Source organism: gamma proteobacterium symbiont of Lampromicra miyakona, from assembly GCF_059730895.1.
In genome coordinates this window covers 2,887,764-2,903,732 of the sequence record NZ_AP035932.1, presented here as the reverse complement: position 1 = coordinate 2,903,732, position 15,969 = coordinate 2,887,764, and the positions used below count along the sequence as shown (strand labels likewise).

The window sequence follows — 15,969 nt, the reverse complement described above, 5'->3', positions numbered from 1 at the left end:
GGCCGAGTCGCTTCGGCCCGTTTACCGCGCGGTACCGGTCAGTACAGCAGCGAGTAGAGCTGGCGACGATAGCGCGAGGCGAGGGCATCGCCGGTGCCGAGGGCCGCCAGAATCTCCTGGAACATTTTGCGCACTTCGCCGTCACCGGCGCTGAGATCGCGCTTCAGAAAACCTAACAACAGCTCCAGCGCTTCTTCATTGCGGCCCACCTGATGCAGCTGTAACGCAAGTTTAGCAGCCAGACCGGCGTTGTCCGGTTCGCTTGCCATCTGCTCCTGCAGCTGCTGGATCTCCGGCGTGTCGGCGGCCTGTTTCAGCAGGTCGATTTGCGAAATCAGGCTCTGATAGCGCGTATCCTGATCCTGCAACGGCACGACAGCCAGCACCGCTTCGGCTTCTTCGCTGCGGTTCAGGGTGATCAGGACTTCTGCCAGCAGAAAACCGATTTCACTGTTCTGATTGCTCAGCTGCCAGGCGTCTTTCAGCAGCGGTAGCGCATCCAGCGGCTTGCCTTCCTGCATCAGCTGCATCGCCTGCTGCGCCTTTAACTCCTCTTCACGCGGCAGGACTTTCTCCAGCAGCGCGCGAATCGCCTCTTCCGGCTGCGGGCCCTGGAAGCCGTCGACCGGCTGGCCGTTCTGGAACAGGTAGACGGTCGGCAGAGAGCGCAGGCCAAACTGCGATGCCACCAGCTGCTCTTTATCGCAATCCAGCTTCGCCAGAATAAACTGGCCGGCGTACTCCTGTGCCAGACGCTCCAGCACCGGCGTCAGCTGCTGGCAGTGCTGGCTGCGCTCCGACCAGAAGTAGAACAGTACCGGCAGCTGCATCGATTGCTCCAGCGTCTGCTGCAGGTTGGATTCGTTGATGTCGATAATCAAAGCGTGTGACATGAATACGTCTCTTGGCAGAAAGTGTGTTGAGGATATGGGGGCAAACGCCCCGGCTTCAAGTTCAATTCCGGCTTGCAGTTTAGTTACTGCGTAAAATGCGATCCAGCATCCAGCCCGGCAGCAGTCGCTTTAGCAGACTCATCGCCCAGGCAACCAGCGTCACCGGATAGCGCAGGCGCGGATGTTTACTCTCCAGCGCATGCCGCAGTTTCGGCAGAATCGCCTCCGGCGGCAGGCTAAAGCGTGCGGCGATGCCGGGGTTGCGCACGGGCTTGTCGCGTTCGCCCTGCTGCACGTTTTCGGTAAACCGGGTGGTAATCGGGCCTGGCTCAATCAGGCTGACGCGCACGCCGCTGTGGCGCACTTCCATGCGCAGCGCATCGCTCCACGCCTCCAGCGCCCATTTACTGGCGGCATAAGCGCCGCGGCCCGGCGTGGAAATCAGGCCGAGCACCGAGCTGGTGTTGATAATCCGCCCGTCGCTGCTATTTTGCAGCGCCGGCAACAGGCGCAGCGTCAGCTGGTGGGTGCCGAAAAAGTTGGTGGAGAATTGCTGCTCCAGCTGCTGACGCGACACGCTGGTCAGCGGACCGTACTGGCCGAAGCCGCCGTTATTGAACAGCCCGTGCAGGCAGTGGTCGGTGAGGGCCAGCACGCGATCGGCGGCGGCATCCACGCTGGCCGGATCGTCAAGATCCAGCAGGATGCCGGTGAAGCCGAGCTCATCCATGCGCGCCACATCGTCAGCACGGCGACAGGCGGCCAGCACGCGATAGCCGCGCGCCAGCAGATCGTTGGCCGCCACCAGACCGATGCCGCTGGAGCAGCCGGTTATTAATACAGACTTTTGCATATCTTTACCTGTCATTGGGCACGTCGCGGCGTTAATCATGCTTAACTAGCGGAGCCAGTTGCTCAGCCATCAGGTTGGCGATGAACGGCTGCGCATCCGGATTGGGGTGAATACCGTCCTGCTGCATCCACTCCGGCTTCAGATAAACCTGCTCCATAAAGAACGGTACCAGCGGAATATGATACTGCTGCGCGAGGCGCGGATAGAGCGCGCTGAACGCGTCGGTGTAGCGTCGGCCATAATTAGCCGGCAGACGAATTTGCATCAGCAGCGGCTGGGCGTTAGCGGCTTTGACCTGATCGATAATTTTACTCAGATCCTGCGCGATGTTTTGCGGCGGGAAGCCGCGCAGCCCATCGTTACCGCCCAATTCGATTAACACCCACTGCGGCTGATGCTGTTTTAATAGGCCCGGCAACCGCGCCAGCCCCTGACCGGCGGTATCACCGCTGATGCTGGCGTTAACCACTTTGGGCTGCTGTTGCCAGGTTTTGTCGAGCAGGCTCGGCCAGGCGGCGGTGGCGGACATGCGATAGCCGGCACTCAGGCTATCGCCGAGAATCAGCAGGGTATCGGCGGCGGCGATGCGCGACACCAGCAGCAGCAATAACAACAGGAAGGAATAATGCCAGCGGAAAACATTGTTGCAGTTCATCATCTTACTAAGTCCGTCGGTCAGGGAGAGCATCAGCTGACCATCCTTACCGGAGTTGAGCTGGTTGTCAAACCAGCCGAGACGCTGGCGCTGATCGGCGAGTCGGGATCCGGGAAATCCACCCTGCTGGGCATTCTCGCCGGACTGGATGATGGCAGCAGCGGCGAAGTGCATCTGCTGGGCCAGCCGCTGCACCAGATGAACGAAGAGCAGCGCGCCGCGTTACGTGCACGTGAGGTCGGCTTTGTGTTTCAGTCATTTATGCTGGTGCCCACGCTCAACGCGCTGGAGAACGTCCAGCTTCCGGCACTGCTGCGCGGAGACAGCGATCGCGACAGTCGCGCGCAGGCCACTGAATTACTGACGCAGCTCGGACTAAAAGATCGTCTGCACCATCTGCCGGCCCAGCTCTCCGGCGGCGAACAGCAGCGCGTGGCGCTGGCACGCGCCTTCAGCGGCCGTCCCGGCCTGCTGTTTGCCGATGAGCCGACCGGTAACCTCGATCGCAAAACCGGCGATCGCATCGCCGATCTGCTGTTTTCGCTCAACCGCGACTTCGCCACCACGCTGATTCTGGTGACGCACGATGAGCAGCTGGCGGCACGCTGCGATCGTCGCCTGCGACTGCGCGACGGCAAGTTGTGGGAGGAAGCATGATCTGGCGCTGGTTCTGGCGCGAGTGGCGTTCGCCCTCGCTGTTGATTGTCTGGCTGGCGCTAACGCTGGCGGTGGCCTGCGTGCTGGCGCTGGGCTCCATCAGCGATCGCATGGAGAAAGGGCTGAGCCAGCAGAGCCGTGACTTTATGGCCGGCGACCGCACGCTGCGCAGCAGTAAACCGGCACCGGATGCGTGGCTGGACAAAGCGCGCGAAGAGGGGCTGGCGGTTAGCCGGCAGCTCAGCTTTATGACCATGACCTTTGCGCAGGAGACACCGCAGCTGGCCGATGTCAAAGCGGTCGATGATGCGTACCCGATGTTCGGCACCCTGCAGACGGATCCGCCCGGCCTGCGTCCGGTGGCCGGAACGGTGCTGGCCGCACCGCGTCTGCTGGCGCTGCTTAACCTGAAGGTCGGTGACCGCATTGACGTGGGCGATACCACGCTGCGCATTGCCGGCGAAGTGATTCAGGAGCCGGACGGCGGATTTAATCCGTTTCAGACGGCGCCGCGTTTGCTGATGAACCTTGCTGACGTGGAGAAAACCGGCGCGATCCAGCCTGGTAGCCGTCTGAGCTGGCGCTATAAGTTCTCCGGCGAGGCGGTGCCGCTGGCGCGCTATGATCGCTGGATTCAGCCGCAGTTGCAGGCCGGCGAGCGCTGGATCAGTGTGGAGAATTCCGAGGATGCGCTGGGCCGCTCAATGCAGCGTGCGCAGCAGTTCCTGCTGCTCTCGGCGCTGTTAACCCTGCTGCTGGCGATTGCCGCAGTGGCGGTCGCCATGAGTCATTACTGCCGCAGCCGTTACGATCTGGTGGCGGTGCTGAAAACGCTGGGCGCCACGCGTAAATCGCTGCAGCGGCTGATTATCGGTCAGTGGCTGGCCGTGCTGCTGCTGGCGGCCATCGCTGGCAGTGCGCTGGGGCAGGGCATTGAAGTCGCGCTGCTGCTGATGCTCAAACCGGTGCTGCCCGCCGCTTTACCGGCTGCCAGCGTCTGGCCGTGGCTGTGGGCGATTGGTGCGCTGGTGGTGATCTCGCTGCTGGTCGGGTTGCGTCCGTACCGTCTGCTGATGGCCACACAGCCGCTGCGCGTGCTGCGTCGTGATGCGGTAGCCACACTGTGGCCGCTGCGTATTTATCTGCCGGTGATGGCGCTGGTGGTGGTAGCGCTCCTTGCGCTGCTGATGGGCGGCAGCAAAATGCTGTGGGCGCTGCTGGCTGGCGTGGTGATGCTGGCACTGCTGCTGGCGCTGCTCGGCTGGGGCACGCTCCTGCTGCTGCGCAGACTGGTGGTGCGTAATCTGGCGCTGCGCCTGGCGATCAACCGTCTGCTGCGTCAGCCAGCCATGACGCTCAGCCAGCTGGCAGCGTTTTCGCTCTCCTTTATGCTGCTGGCGTTATTGCTGGTGATGCGCGGTGATCTGCTCGATCGCTGGCAGCAGCAATTACCGGCGGATGCGCCCAACTATTTTCTGCTCAATCTGACCCAGCAGCAGGTGCCGCAGGTAGACGAGTTTCTGCGGCAGCATCAGGTTAACGCCGGAACCTTCTATCCGATCGTAAGGGCGCGACTCACGGAACTGAACGGCAAGCCAGCCGATCCCAACCTGGATAACGCGCTGAATCGCGAGCTTAATCTGACGTGGCAGGCGGAGCGTCCGGATCACAATCCGCTGGTGGCCGGCAGCTGGCCGCCGAAAGCCGGTGAAGTCTCGATGGAGGTCGAGCTGGCCGATCGTCTGGGCGTCAGGCTCGGCGACAGGCTGACCTTCAGCGGCGATACGCAGCAGTTCAGTGCGACGATCACCAGTCTGCGCAAGGTCGACTGGGAGAGCCTGCGGCCAAACTTCTTCTTTATCTTCCCGCCGGGCGCGCTCGATCAGCAGCCACAAACCTGGCTGACCAGCTTCCGCATGGCGAACGATCCCGCGCTGCTGACGCAACTAAACCGCGCGTTCCCGACGCTGAGCCTGCTGGATGTCGGCAGTATGCTGAAGCAGATTGGACAGGTGCTGGCGCAGGTGAGCCAGGCGCTGGAGATCATGGTGATCCTGGTGACGGTTTGCGGTGTGCTGCTGCTGCTGGCGCAGATCCAGGTCGGCATGCGCCAGCGCCGGCAGGAACTGGTGGTGTATCGCACGCTCGGTGCCAGCCAGCGCCTGCTGCGCGGTACGCTGTGGTGTGAGTTTGCGCTGCTTGGCGTGGTCGCGGGAATCGCGGCGGCGCTGGGGGCGGAAGCGGCACTGTGGGGGCTTCAGCGCAAGATTTTTGATTTCCCGTGGCAGCCGGACTGGACGCTGTGGCTGGCGCTGCCGCTGTGTGGCGCGGCATTGCTGTCGCTGTGCGGCGGCTGGCTGGGTGTCCGCTTACTGAAGGGGAAAGCGCTGTTCAGACGGTTTGATGCTGCCTGATGCCCTCACCCCGGCCCTCTCCCACGGGAGAGGGGGCCGATCGAGCCCGTATGCGTGATTTTGCACTTCAGAACGTTCAGGTGAGCGTCAAACTTAAAGATCGCACCGTATAATCCCCTCTCCCTGTGGGAGAGGGCAAGGGTGAGGGGAACACCGCAGAACTACAGCTTCGCCACGGCCCACGCAATACCGCTCGCGTAGGCGTCAGGCAGTAGCGGCACCAGCGCATTGAGTGCGGCGGTGAGGCGTGCCGGATCGCTGTCGGTCAGATTCAGGTGGCCGACCTTACGTCCGGCGCGGACTTCTTTGTCGTACCAGTGCAGATGCACCAGCGGCTGCTGCAGCCAGTCGGTATTTAGGTCGGTGCCAATCAGGTTGACCATCACCGACGGCGCAAACACCACCGGCTGCGGCAGCGGCAGACCGAGCACCGCACGCAGGTGCAGTTCAAACTGGCTGATTGAGGCGCCATTCTGCGTCCAGTGGCCGCTGTTGTGCACGCGCGGTGCCAGCTCATTGATCAGCAAGCCCTGCGGCGTGACGAAACACTCCATCGCCATCACGCCCACGTAATTCAGCTCATGCATGATCGCGCTCAGCATCGCTTCTGCCTGCTGCTGTTGCGCGGCATCAGCCTGCGGGAAGGCAACGCTGGTGCGCAGAATGCCGTCCTGATGCAGGTTGTGCGTCAGCGGATAAAACACCGTGCGTCCATCGTGCCCGCGCGCGCCCACCAGCGAGACTTCACCGCTGAAGTTAATACCCTGCTCAACGATGCACTCGCCGTAGCACTCATCCGGCAGCGTTGCGGTTTCGTCGGCGCGCAGGCGCCACTGACCGCGGCCGTCGTAGCCGCCGGTGCGGCGCTTGACGATCGCCAGCTCGCCCAGCGTGCTAAATACCGCCGGCCACTCGCTTTTATCAGCCAGCAACTGCCACGGTGCGGTTGCCAGGTTGAGTTGGTCGAGCAGCTGCTTTTGCGTCAGGCGATCGGCGAGGCGCGGAAAAATATCGCGGTTGACGAACGCCGGATGGTTAGCCAGCTCGCGCGTCAGCGCGGTTTCCGGCCAGCGCTCGATTTCCGCCGTAATCACGCTTTGCGCGATCGGCAGTGCTGACGGCTCCGCGTCCAGCCCGACCGGATACACGGCGATGCCCAGCGGTTCGCCGGCCTGGCGCAGCATGCGGCCCAGCTGACCGTTGCCGAGTACGCAAACTGGCTTCATGCGTCCTCCCGCGGATCCGGATTATTCAGCACCTCATCGGTCTGGCTCTGACGCCAGGCGGCCAGGCGTGCAGCCAGTTCGCGATCGTGAATCGCCAGGATCTGCGCCGCCAGCAGCGCGGCGTTGGCGGCACCGGCTTTACCGATGGCCAGCGTACCGACCGGAATGCCGCGCGGCATCTGCACGATGGAGTAGAGGCTATCCACGCCGCTCAGCGCTGCGCTCTGTACCGGTACGCCCAGCACCGGCAGCAGGGTTTTCGCCGCCAGCATACCTGGCAGGTGCGCCGCACCGCCGGCACCGGCGATGATCACCTGAAAACCGTTGTCGGCTGCGCGCTCTGCGAAGCTGAACAGCTTATCTGGCGTACGGTGCGCAGAGACCACTTCAACGTGGAACGGGACATCCAGGCTGTTAAGGATTTCCTCGGCGAACTGCATGGTAGCCCAGTCACTTTTGGAACCCATGACGATGGCGATACGGGCCGGGGCGGCGTTGGATGACATGCGGTCAACTCCTGTGAATAATCAAACGAACCTGGCCGGGCGGGCAGGTAAAGAAGGGCACAGAGAATAGCACGAGACAGCGGCAAGGAAAACGGTTGCGTAGGCGGAAAACCGGCATTTCCGCCGCAAAAACTCAGAAAGGAAATTCGATTAACTGCACGCCCTGTGCGTCCAGCTGAATCATTGATCCGCGCTCATGCCACGCGCCCAGCACCGCGCGTTGCGCAGGCGTGCCGGCGAGCTCGAACTGATGAATCGCCGGACGATGGGTGTGGCCGTGAATCAGGATCGGCACCTGCTGGCGCGTCATCGCCGCGGCTACCGCCTGCGGATTGACGTCCATGATGCTCAGTGACTTGTGCTGGTTGGCCTGCTTGCTGTCGGCCCGCATCCGCGCAGCAATGCGCATGCGCAGACGCAACGGCAGCGCGAGAAACAGCCGCTGCAGCCAGCGCTGATGGACTTTGGCGCGAAAACGCTGATAACCGTGATCGTCAGTACACAGCGTGTCGCCATGCATCATCAGCACGCGCTGACCATAGCGCTCCAGCACCTGCTCTTCGGGCAGCAGCGTCATGCCGCTGGCGCGGGCGAACTGTTGACCTAACAGGAAGTCGCGATTGCCGTGAATAAAGAATTTTGGCACCGGCAGGGCACGCAGGGCGTCGGCGATCTGCTGATGCAGCGGATTAGGATCGTCATCGCCAATCCAGGCTTCAAACAGATCGCCAAGGATGTAAAGCGCATCACACTGCTGCGCTTCCCCCTGCAAAAAATGCAGAAAACCGGCAGTGATTGCCGGTTCTTCCTGACACAGATGTAAATCTGCGATAAACAGCGTGCGCGACATTACTCGCTGACGGTCACTTTCTGGATGATCACGTCATCAACCGGCACGTCCTGGTGCATGCCGCTGCGGCCGGTTTTCACTGCTTTGATTTTTTCGACCACGTCCATGCCTTCAACCACTTCAGCAAACACGCAGTAACCCCAGCCCTGCAGGCTTTCGTCACGGAAGTTCAGGAAGTCGTTATCGGCAACGTTGATGAAGAACTGTGCGGTAGCCGAGTGAGGTGCCTGGGTACGCGCCATCGCCAGCGTGCCTTTGGTGTTTTTCAGGCCGTTATTGGCTTCGTTGCGGATGTCTGCTTTGGTGGCTTTCTGCTTCATGCCCGGCTCGAAACCGCCGCCCTGAATCATGAAACCGTTGATCACGCGGTGAAAAATGGTGTTGTCGTAGAAACCTTCACGGCAGTAGTCCAGGAAGTTCTGTACGGTAGCCGGCGCTTTGTCATCGAAGGTTTTGATTACGATATCGCCATGGTTCGTCTGGAAAGTGACCATTATATTCGTCCTGTGGAGGTTGTCGTCAGTATCAACTGCCGCACCGGCAAGGCGGCGGGGCATTTTTGTAGACGCCTCTTATATCACAATTTCCAATAACGCGTCAGTAAGGCAACGGCAGTTGCGAAGCGAGCGATGCACAAGTCGGAAAAATACGGCACAATAACCGGCTACATCAAGAAGGCGTATCCCGCACACGTAAACAACGGAATCGTTCAATGCTAAAGATCTATAACACCCTGAGTCGCCAGAAAGAGGAATTTAAACCCATTCATGCCGGTGAAATCGGTATGTACGTGTGTGGAATCACGGTTTACGACCTCTGTCATATCGGCCATGGGCGTACCTTTGTGGCATTCGACGTGGTCGCGCGTTACCTGCGTTACGTGGGCTATAAACTGAAATACGTGCGTAATATCACCGACATCGATGACAAGATCATCAAACGTGCCAACGAAAACGGGGAAAGCATCGAAACGCTGACCAACCGGATGATCGCCGAAATGCACAAAGATTTTTCCGCGCTGGGGATTCTGCCGCCGGATCTCGAGCCGCGCGCCACGCGCCACATCGCGGAGATCATCGAACTGGTCGGCAAGCTGATCGATCGCGGCCATGCCTACGTGGCGGATAACGGCGACGTGATGTTTGATGTGCTGAGTGATAAAGATTACGGCGCGCTGTCGCGTCAGGATCTCGAACAGCTGCAGGCCGGCGCGCGCGTGGAAGTGGCGGAAGTGAAGCGCAACCCGATGGACTTTGTGCTGTGGAAAATGTCCAAAGCCGATGAGCCGGCGTGGAACTCACCGTGGGGCAACGGCCGCCCGGGCTGGCACATTGAGTGCTCGGCGATGAACTGCAAACAGCTTGGCACCCATTTCGACATCCACGGCGGCGGTTCAGACCTGATGTTCCCGCACCATGAGAACGAAGTGGCGCAGTCGACCTGTGCACACGATGGCCCGTACGTGAACTACTGGATGCACTCCGGCATGGTGATGGTTGACCGGGAAAAGATGTCGAAATCGCTCGGCAACTTCTTTACCGTGCGCGATGTGTTGCAGCACTACGATGCGGAAACCGTGCGCTACTTCCTGATGTCCGGCCACTATCGCAGCCAGCTTAACTATGGCGAAGATAACCTGAATCAGGCACGCGCGGCGCTGGAGCGCCTTTACACCGCGCTGCGCCATACCGATGCCAGCGCGACGCCGGCTGGCGGTGAGGCGTTTGAAGCCCGCTTCCGTACCGCCATGGACGATGATTTCAACACGCCGGAAGCTTACTCGGTGCTCTTCGATATGGCGCGTGAAGTCAATCGCCTGAAGGGTGAAGATAAAGCCGCCGCCGATGCGCTGGCCGCGAAACTGCGTCAGCTGGCCGATGTGCTGGGCATTCTGCAGCAGGATCCGGAGCAGTTCCTGCAGAGTGGCGCACAGGTGAATGCCGATGAAGTGGCGGAGATTGAACACTGGGTGAAAACCCGCGCCGATGCGCGCGCCTCGAAAGACTGGGCGCAGGCGGACATCGCACGTGACAAGCTGAACGAGCTGGGCGTCATCGTGGAAGATGGCCCGCAGGGATCAAGCTGGCGCCGTAAATAACAAAAAAGGCGAACTGCGGTTCGCCCTTTTTATCATCAGCAATTAACTGGTGTAGGGTGCGCATTCATGCGCACCTGGCTAATCAGGCCACAACCGTTACGCGCTGACCGGCAAACTCAACCGTCTGACCGGGAAAAATCTTGCAGCGCTTACGCGTCTCGATGGCACCATCGACACGCACTTCGCCTTCGTCGATCACCGCTTTGGCCTGCGCGCCGCTCTCCACCCAGCCTTCCAGCTTCAGCAGATCGCACAAATCAACGTGCGCATGTTTACCCAGTGAAAAACTCGCCATTATGCCTGCTCCACATCGTGATATTGCTCGCACGCCAGCAGCGTGTTCTCAATCAGCGTGGCGACCGTCATCGGGCCAACGCCGCCCGGTACAGGCGTGATGTAAGCCGCGCGCTCAGAGGCTGACGCAAAATCCACATCGCCGACCACTTTGCCGCTTTCCAGCCGGTTAATGCCGACATCAATCACAATCGCACCCGGTTTAATCCAGTCGCCCGGGATAAAGCCCGGCTTACCGACCGCCACTACCAGCAGGTCGGCATGCTCAACGTGATGGCGCAGATCTTTGGTAAAACGGTGAGTAACGGTGGTGGTGCAGCCGGCCAGCAGCAGCTCCATGCTCATCGGGCGACCAACGATATTCGATGCGCCAACCACCACGGCGTTCAGGCCGTAAGTATCGATGTTATAGCGCTCCAGCAGTGTCACGATGCCGCGTGGCGTACACGGACGCAGCTTAGGGGCGCGCTGGCACAAACGACCGACGTTATAAGGATGGAAGCCATCAACGTCTTTATCCGGCGTGATGCGCTCCAGCACTTTGACATTATCGATCCCGGCCGGCAGCGGCAGCTGCACCAGAATGCCATCGATAGCGTCGTCATTGTTCAGCTCATCGATCACCTCCAGCAGCTCGGCTTCGCTGGTGCTGGCGGGCAGGTTATAAGCGCGCGATACAAAACCGACCTCTTCGCAGGCGCGGCGTTTGTTAGCGACATAGATCTGCGATGCCGGGTTTTCACCGACCAGCACCACGGCCAGGCCAGGGGCGCGTTTGCCGGCAGCGAGACGCTGCTGCACTTTTTCGGCAACCTCAAGGCGCACCTGCTGCGCAATCGTTTTACCGTCAATAATTTTTGCTGCCATCAGAGAGGAAATCCATCTGTAGAGAGTTGAATCGGGGATGGCGCCTATTCTGTCAGAAGCGCGTGCGGCTGTCAGTCACAGATTCGTTTACGCCATCGGTTTCCCGATTTTTCGCCGTGGCGCGCGCCAGGCTTAGCGCGTATTATGCCCGCCAGGCAACGATGTGGAACACGTGATGATTTGGTTGATGCTCGCCACGCTGGCGATAGTGTTTGTTGTGGGATTTCAGCTGCTGACCGCCGGTTCGCGCCACGCCGCGCAGGCGCTCAGCAAGCGGCTGCAGCTGCCGCCAGTGCATGTTGAATCGCTGCTTGCGCAGATGGGCAAAGAGGCAGCAAACGAGTTCACCGATTACATTCGCGGCGACAACGAAGCGCACCTCAATAATGGCGCGGCGGTGCTGCTGATCTGGCAGGTGCTGATTGTTGATGGCAGCGATGGGAACGCACAGCGCTGGCATCACATTCTGACGAAGGCGGGGTTCTCCGCTCTGATTTCACGTCAGCAGCTGTTGCTGGCGCTGGGCTTTCTGCGCCAGCTTGAGCCGGACAGCCAGGAGCTGCATGCCTTATGCGAGCAGTATAATGCGCGCTTCACCCCGCAGGGGATTGAACTGGAAGGGGAATCCGCGGAGGTGAGTAATCTGGTCTCGCTGAGCGAGTGGCGTCAGCGTCATTAAGGCGAATTGTTCATTCCCTCGACACTCTGCCGTCTGTTGGCGGCAAAAACGTTGACGCGCCAGCGTGCCGACGTATAATCCGACGCATCTTCTATGCGCCCTTAGCTCAGCTGGATAGAGCACCGGCCTTCTAAGCCGTAGGTCACAGGTTCGAATCCTGTAGGGCGTGCCAAATAAAATCAATCACTTAACAACCTCCTTCAGCCACCTAAATTTCACTGTGGGACAGATTTGGGACACGACTGCCAAAAATCGCGTCAATTTGCCTCGCATGCCTGTCAGATGGTTAGATGTCAGGTGTGCATACCTGCGAACCATTTCGATGCTCTCTCATCCGCCCATCTCTGTGCTGATGCCAGAGCACAACATGACAAGGCGAAACGCCAGCTCACTGGGGTATAAGTACCCTGATGAATTATTCCCGCTGACAGTCAACGCGCGCTGCCTTTTTTAGACCGGAATTATATACGCTAACCTGACCATTCAGGATAAATGCGCTGTTTCCTGTCAGACAGAGTTTCTGAACCTCTGTCAGTCAGGCGCGGATGACGATATTCATTGAAAATGTTTTGGAAATAATTATGGCACCTGACTCGGGATCGCGTCTGGCCATTCCTGCTAAATACTTACGGCCGTTAATATCAACCTGTCACCTTTTATGCAGGGATACTAAATGATAATTAATCTTTTTTTTATGAGATTTTGGGCGCAATTTATTTCGACCTGGTTTAGTGAATTTACGGTTGAATGATAACAGGTGTTTTGCGTTGGCGAGGAGAATGTTTATTTAAGACGGTTCCTCTGTAATTTTGTCATTTAATCAATGACTTGCTTTTGTTTTGTGCAAAATAAGAATCCTTTCGCCAGGAAAAGACAAGGGTATCAGCGATAGCATATCGGTGAAAAATTTCCTAGTGCGGGCGGTTTTGTGATGAGTATTGATTATCTGTACGCAACAATGATTTCTCTAAAAAAGCCTGAAATTAATTTTCCAATGAAAGTGTCACTAATATAGCGATGCGAAGCCAGCATAAATCTGATTAAATGGTCCGAAATAAATTTTAAAATTAACTATTCCGGGTGATGAATCTGCGTCACACAATGCCGATAACACATTCATATCTGACACTCTCATCTACTTACAGCGAGAATTAATATGAAAATATCTACCCGACTTGCAACGGGCTTTGGCCTGCTTATTGTGCTTTTTATTATCTGTACCGGCATTGCGCTCAACGCCCTGAGTAGTGCGACCAAAGGCATGGACGATGCGGTCAACGTCAAAATGAAAAAGTATCAGCTGGTGCTGGATATGCGAGGCAGCATCAGGGATATGGGCATTGCGGTTCGTAACCTGGCGCTCTTAACGGATACTGAGGCAATGAAGCCTGAATGGGAGCGCGTACAAAAACAAGAAGCGCAGTATATAGCCAGCCGTAAGGCTCTGGCTGAGGTGATGCAGGAGGATTCAACACCGCAGGGGCGGGAAGTCATGAGCCGCATTACTGAAGCTGAGGAGCCTGCACTTTCGTCGCTGAAGCAGGCTGGCCGGCTCGGGCTTGAAAATCGTGCTGAGGAAGCCACTGCCTATCTGCTGAACGTCACGCGCCCGGTGCAGAGTACCTTGCTCAAAGCGCTTAATGACATGACGCTGGTCCAGATGAAAAATACGCAGTCCGCTGTTGAAACCAACAGTCAGGCGACACGCCGGGCATCGCTGATCCTGATGTTGCTCGCGGCCGCATCAGCACTGCTGGCAGTGGGAACGTGCGTTATGACCATTCGCGTACTGATGCGTCAGCTGGGCGGCGAGCCTGTACAGGCGCAGACTCTTGCGGCAACCATTGCTTCTGGCGATTTGACGACGCCTGTAACGCTGCGAAACAATGACAGTACCAGCCTGATGGCTTCTCTGGATGGCATGCAGGCAAACCTGCGTGGTCTGGTGTCAAAGATAAAAGACTCTGCTGCTTCAGTGGCGCTGGCGGCGGATGAGATATCACAGGGCAATACAGAATTGTCATCCCGCACTGAGGAGCAGGCTGCAGCACTGCAGGAAACTGCGGCCAGTATGGAGCAGCTTACCGCCACCGTGAAAAGTAATACGGCCGGCGCGCAGCAGACCGCTGGGTCTGCCCGGGATGCGGCAACGCTGGCACGCGCAGGTGAGGCCGACGTACAGCGTATGTCTGAAACCATGAATGAGATCTCATTGAGCGCGACAAAGGTAAGGGACATCACCTCCGTGATCGAAAGCATTGCCTTCCAGACCAACATTCTGGCGCTCAACGCAGCCGTGGAGGCTGCCCGGGCAGGTGAAGAAGGACGCGGTTTTGCCGTGGTTGCCGGTGAAGTCAGAACGCTTGCACAGCGCAGTGCAAATGCTGCTCGCGACATCAAACAGCTGATTGAACAGGCCGTTGAGCAGGTCGAAAGCGGCGTTGAGGTGGCAGCAGGTACAGGGCAGAGCATATTGAAGATTGTCAGCATGGTGGGCGAACTGGCAGAGGCCATGGATAATATTTCACTGGCTTCTTCAGAACAGATGCAGGGCATTTCTCAGGTTAGCATTGCGGTAAGTCAGATGGATGGTGTCACGCAGAATAACGCTGCGCTGGTTGAAGAGTCCTCTTCGGCGTCTCAGTCTCTCTCTGAGCAGGCGCACGCTCTGCGGGGGATGGTGGACACATTTCGTGTCTGACGTAAAAGGGCTCAGCGTTCCTGAGTAGAAATCAGACTTAGGACGCCCAATGAATCACGTGCATGTTGGGGATTGAGTCGGGTGGGGCGGAAAGATGTTTGCTGAATTTATTCTGCAGCCGTCCCGACCTTTCAACAGAAACCTACCCCGCCATGTCAGGCTGGCCAAAACACGCTGGCCTTTTTTCGCAACCTTTGATGGGGTCTGCGAATTGGCTTGAGACGTTACGCTGTTTATTCTCAGATCTATAATGCGGTCGGTTGCTGGGTTGTGAGTATTCGCTGCCAATGCGAAAGCAACCCGATAGCAGGCGCGGTTTCCGCAATCTGTCCGGGATGCTATAAATGCATAAATGATCTGCATGGATGCCATGATGAAAAAAACACTCTCACTTATCGCCATCATGTTATTAGTCGGCTGCCAGTCCCATACTAAACAAACAGCAAGGCAGTCATTCAGGTTTCCAACCACTTCCGAGATAAGAAGCGAGTGCGAATCGCAAACCTCCTCGCAATTAGCAAATAAAGATACCCATCTGTGGCTTTGTCAGGCCGTTACCGCAATACAGTATCGGTTTTTTGACGCGAATTTATATCACGGTAAGACCTGTGATTTGGTCATTACGCAACCCTTAGGTCAGCCACCGACAAACGTCACTGCGCAGGGCGGAGATGCTGATTTGTGCGCCGTCGCTATCGATGCGGTAAAGCAGGCGATAGATGCCAACACCTTTCCCATGCGGCCTGCGTATCTGAAAGAAAAGATACCGGTGCGTTTTGCGCCCTGACTGGCTTTCTACCGATCAGACCGTTGCTGCATAAGCGTAACCATAGGTAACAAAGTTTGCCGTTTAACCCCTGTATATCACGCCGTCAGTGCTGCCAGGCTATGCTCAGCATTACTGACATAACACGTATCTTTATGGAGATTTACGGCAATGAAAAAACAGTGGATTGCGGCTCTGGCAGCGGCAGGCCTTCTTTTAGTCGTTAGCGCCCAGGCAGAGGCAAAAGGGTGCCTGAAAGGCGCTGTCGCTGGCGGCGTGGCAGGTCATCTGGTTCATCATGGCGTTGCCGGTGCGGCAGCGGGCTGCGCGGTGGGCCACCACATGGCCGCCAAAAAACAGAAAGAGGCGGAACAAAAGCAACAGCAACAGTAAACCGCGCCGGGCATATTCAAAGCCGGGTGATAATCTTTTGCGACTGGCTGAGAGCGATGTCTGATTTAGCCCTGGCCAGAAATAAGACTTATAAATATGAAAAAGCGTCGCGAAGGA

Annotated in this window: 16 protein-coding genes, 1 tRNA gene and 1 pseudogene; 8 read left to right on the top strand and 10 right to left on the bottom strand. The window is 58.1% G+C overall.

What is annotated here, in order from left to right; all coding sequences use genetic code 11:
- Nucleotides 1–38 precede the first annotated feature (38 nt).
- From AC6I8P_RS13640 to tesA, 3 genes are all read right to left on the bottom strand, one after another.
- Complete coding sequence (locus AC6I8P_RS13640) at nt 39–893, bottom strand: thioredoxin family protein (protein ID WP_021508639.1); 855 nt, start codon at nt 891–893, stop codon at nt 39–41.
- 79 nt (nt 894–972) lie between these two features.
- A complete protein-coding gene (locus AC6I8P_RS13635) occupies nt 973–1,746 on the bottom strand; it encodes an SDR family oxidoreductase (RefSeq protein WP_132466477.1) in 774 nt (257 codons plus the stop codon).
- 31 nt (nt 1,747–1,777) lie between these two features.
- Complete coding sequence (tesA, locus tag AC6I8P_RS13630; RefSeq protein ID WP_021508637.1) at nt 1,778–2,404, bottom strand: multifunctional acyl-CoA thioesterase I/protease I/lysophospholipase L1; 627 nt, start codon at nt 2,402–2,404, stop codon at nt 1,778–1,780.
- On the opposite strand from tesA, the gene ybbA reads away from it, so the two are divergent.
- Together ybbA and ybbP are read left to right on the top strand one after the other, a co-directional pair.
- Nucleotides 2,372–3,058 carry a putative ABC transporter ATP-binding protein YbbA gene (ybbA, locus tag AC6I8P_RS13625; RefSeq protein WP_021508636.1) on the top strand — a complete coding sequence of 229 codons (687 nt, stop codon included), beginning with the start codon at nt 2,372–2,374 and terminating at the stop codon, nt 3,056–3,058. The genes tesA and ybbA overlap by 33 nt on opposite strands.
- Nucleotides 3,055–5,472 (top strand): putative ABC transporter permease subunit YbbP, encoded by a 2,418-nt coding sequence (gene ybbP, locus AC6I8P_RS13620; protein WP_481657779.1) that lies wholly within the window; start codon nt 3,055–3,057, stop codon nt 5,470–5,472. Before ybbA ends, ybbP begins: the two co-directional genes overlap by 4 nt.
- 161 nt (nt 5,473–5,633) lie before the next feature.
- On the opposite strand, the gene purK is transcribed toward ybbP, so the two are convergent.
- The 4 genes from purK to ppiB form a co-directional block, all read right to left on the bottom strand.
- Nucleotides 5,634–6,698 (bottom strand): 5-(carboxyamino)imidazole ribonucleotide synthase, encoded by a 1,065-nt coding sequence (gene purK / locus AC6I8P_RS13615; protein WP_211726328.1) that lies wholly within the window; start codon nt 6,696–6,698, stop codon nt 5,634–5,636.
- Nucleotides 6,695–7,204 carry a 5-(carboxyamino)imidazole ribonucleotide mutase gene (gene purE, locus AC6I8P_RS13610; RefSeq protein WP_058769411.1) on the bottom strand — a complete coding sequence of 170 codons (510 nt, stop codon included), beginning with the start codon at nt 7,202–7,204 and terminating at the stop codon, nt 6,695–6,697. Before purE ends, purK begins: the two co-directional genes overlap by 4 nt.
- Before the next feature lie 133 nt (nt 7,205–7,337).
- Complete coding sequence (locus tag AC6I8P_RS13605) at nt 7,338–8,054, bottom strand: UDP-2,3-diacylglucosamine diphosphatase (protein WP_262264317.1); 717 nt, start codon at nt 8,052–8,054, stop codon at nt 7,338–7,340.
- Entirely contained in the window at nt 8,054–8,548 is a 495-nt protein-coding gene (gene ppiB / locus AC6I8P_RS13600; protein ID WP_021508631.1) for a peptidylprolyl isomerase B, read from the bottom strand. The genes AC6I8P_RS13605 and ppiB overlap by 1 nt, the downstream gene beginning before the upstream one ends.
- A 218-nt stretch (nt 8,549–8,766) precedes the next feature.
- Here ppiB and cysS point away from each other — a divergent pair, with 218 nt between their 5' ends.
- Nucleotides 8,767–10,152: a cysteine--tRNA ligase gene (gene cysS, locus AC6I8P_RS13595; protein ID WP_282995909.1), complete on the top strand. Its 1,386-nt coding sequence runs from the start codon at nt 8,767–8,769 to the stop codon at nt 10,150–10,152.
- 82 nt (nt 10,153–10,234) lie between these two features.
- On the opposite strand, the gene ybcJ is transcribed toward cysS, so the two are convergent.
- Both ybcJ and folD read right to left on the bottom strand, forming a co-directional pair.
- Nucleotides 10,235–10,447 carry a ribosome-associated protein YbcJ gene (gene ybcJ, locus AC6I8P_RS13590; RefSeq protein WP_010618497.1) on the bottom strand — a complete coding sequence of 71 codons (213 nt, stop codon included), beginning with the start codon at nt 10,445–10,447 and terminating at the stop codon, nt 10,235–10,237.
- Entirely contained in the window at nt 10,447–11,313 is an 867-nt protein-coding gene (folD, locus tag AC6I8P_RS13585) for a bifunctional methylenetetrahydrofolate dehydrogenase/methenyltetrahydrofolate cyclohydrolase FolD (protein WP_058757932.1), read from the bottom strand. The genes ybcJ and folD overlap by 1 nt, the downstream gene beginning before the upstream one ends.
- 175 nt (nt 11,314–11,488) lie before the next feature.
- On the opposite strand from folD, the gene AC6I8P_RS13580 reads away from it, so the two are divergent.
- On the top strand, nt 11,489–11,992 hold the full coding sequence (locus AC6I8P_RS13580; RefSeq protein ID WP_152391275.1) for a DUF1198 family protein: 504 nt from the start codon (nt 11,489–11,491) through the stop codon (nt 11,990–11,992).
- Between the two features lie 95 nt (nt 11,993–12,087).
- Nucleotides 12,088–12,164: transfer RNA gene (locus AC6I8P_RS13575), tRNA-Arg, on the top strand.
- 36 nt (nt 12,165–12,200) lie between these two features.
- Here AC6I8P_RS13575 and AC6I8P_RS13570 read toward each other — a convergent pair.
- Nucleotides 12,201–12,322 (bottom strand): annotated as a pseudogene (locus tag AC6I8P_RS13570) (integrase); the annotation flags it as partial.
- Between the two features lie 826 nt (nt 12,323–13,148).
- Between AC6I8P_RS13570 and AC6I8P_RS13565 the strand changes: the two are divergent.
- From AC6I8P_RS13565 to AC6I8P_RS13555, 3 genes are all read left to right on the top strand, one after another.
- The gene (locus AC6I8P_RS13565) at nt 13,149–14,693 is read left to right on the top strand and encodes a methyl-accepting chemotaxis protein (protein ID WP_481657778.1); all 1,545 of its coding nucleotides are present in this window, start codon (nt 13,149–13,151) and stop codon (nt 14,691–14,693) included.
- A gap of 361 nt (nt 14,694–15,054) precedes the next feature.
- Complete coding sequence (locus tag AC6I8P_RS13560; RefSeq protein ID WP_278427544.1) at nt 15,055–15,480, top strand: cell envelope integrity TolA C-terminal domain-containing protein; 426 nt, start codon at nt 15,055–15,057, stop codon at nt 15,478–15,480.
- 150 nt (nt 15,481–15,630) lie between these two features.
- Nucleotides 15,631–15,852: a hypothetical protein gene (locus AC6I8P_RS13555; RefSeq protein WP_136545622.1), complete on the top strand. Its 222-nt coding sequence runs from the start codon at nt 15,631–15,633 to the stop codon at nt 15,850–15,852.
- Nucleotides 15,853–15,969 lie beyond the last annotated feature (117 nt).

What these genes read in the sequence shown, in the direction of transcription:
- AC6I8P_RS13640 (WP_021508639.1), bottom strand. Translation starts at nt 893, where the DNA reads ATGTCACACGCTTTGATTATCGACATCAACGAATCCAACCTGCAGCAG.
- AC6I8P_RS13635 (WP_132466477.1), bottom strand. Translation starts at nt 1,746, where the DNA reads ATGCAAAAGTCTGTATTAATAACCGGCTGCTCCAGCGGCATCGGTCTG.
- ybbA (WP_021508636.1), top strand. Translation starts at nt 2,372, where the DNA reads ATGCCAGCGGAAAACATTGTTGCAGTTCATCATCTTACTAAGTCCGTC.
- tesA (WP_021508637.1), bottom strand. Translation starts at nt 2,404, where the DNA reads ATGATGAACTGCAACAATGTTTTCCGCTGGCATTATTCCTTCCTGTTG.
- ybbP (WP_481657779.1), top strand. Translation starts at nt 3,055, where the DNA reads ATGATCTGGCGCTGGTTCTGGCGCGAGTGGCGTTCGCCCTCGCTGTTG.
- purK (WP_211726328.1), bottom strand. Translation starts at nt 6,698, where the DNA reads ATGAAGCCAGTTTGCGTACTCGGCAACGGTCAGCTGGGCCGCATGCTG.
- purE (WP_058769411.1), bottom strand. Translation starts at nt 7,204, where the DNA reads ATGTCATCCAACGCCGCCCCGGCCCGTATCGCCATCGTCATGGGTTCC.
- AC6I8P_RS13605 (WP_262264317.1), bottom strand. Translation starts at nt 8,054, where the DNA reads ATGTCGCGCACGCTGTTTATCGCAGATTTACATCTGTGTCAGGAAGAA.
- ppiB (WP_021508631.1), bottom strand. Translation starts at nt 8,548, where the DNA reads ATGGTCACTTTCCAGACGAACCATGGCGATATCGTAATCAAAACCTTC.
- cysS (WP_282995909.1), top strand. Translation starts at nt 8,767, where the DNA reads ATGCTAAAGATCTATAACACCCTGAGTCGCCAGAAAGAGGAATTTAAA.
- ybcJ (WP_010618497.1), bottom strand. Translation starts at nt 10,447, where the DNA reads ATGGCGAGTTTTTCACTGGGTAAACATGCGCACGTTGATTTGTGCGAT.
- folD (WP_058757932.1), bottom strand. Translation starts at nt 11,313, where the DNA reads ATGGCAGCAAAAATTATTGACGGTAAAACGATTGCGCAGCAGGTGCGC.
- AC6I8P_RS13580 (WP_152391275.1), top strand. Translation starts at nt 11,489, where the DNA reads ATGATTTGGTTGATGCTCGCCACGCTGGCGATAGTGTTTGTTGTGGGA.
- AC6I8P_RS13565 (WP_481657778.1), top strand. Translation starts at nt 13,149, where the DNA reads ATGAAAATATCTACCCGACTTGCAACGGGCTTTGGCCTGCTTATTGTG.
- AC6I8P_RS13560 (WP_278427544.1), top strand. Translation starts at nt 15,055, where the DNA reads ATGGATGCCATGATGAAAAAAACACTCTCACTTATCGCCATCATGTTA.
- AC6I8P_RS13555 (WP_136545622.1), top strand. Translation starts at nt 15,631, where the DNA reads ATGAAAAAACAGTGGATTGCGGCTCTGGCAGCGGCAGGCCTTCTTTTA.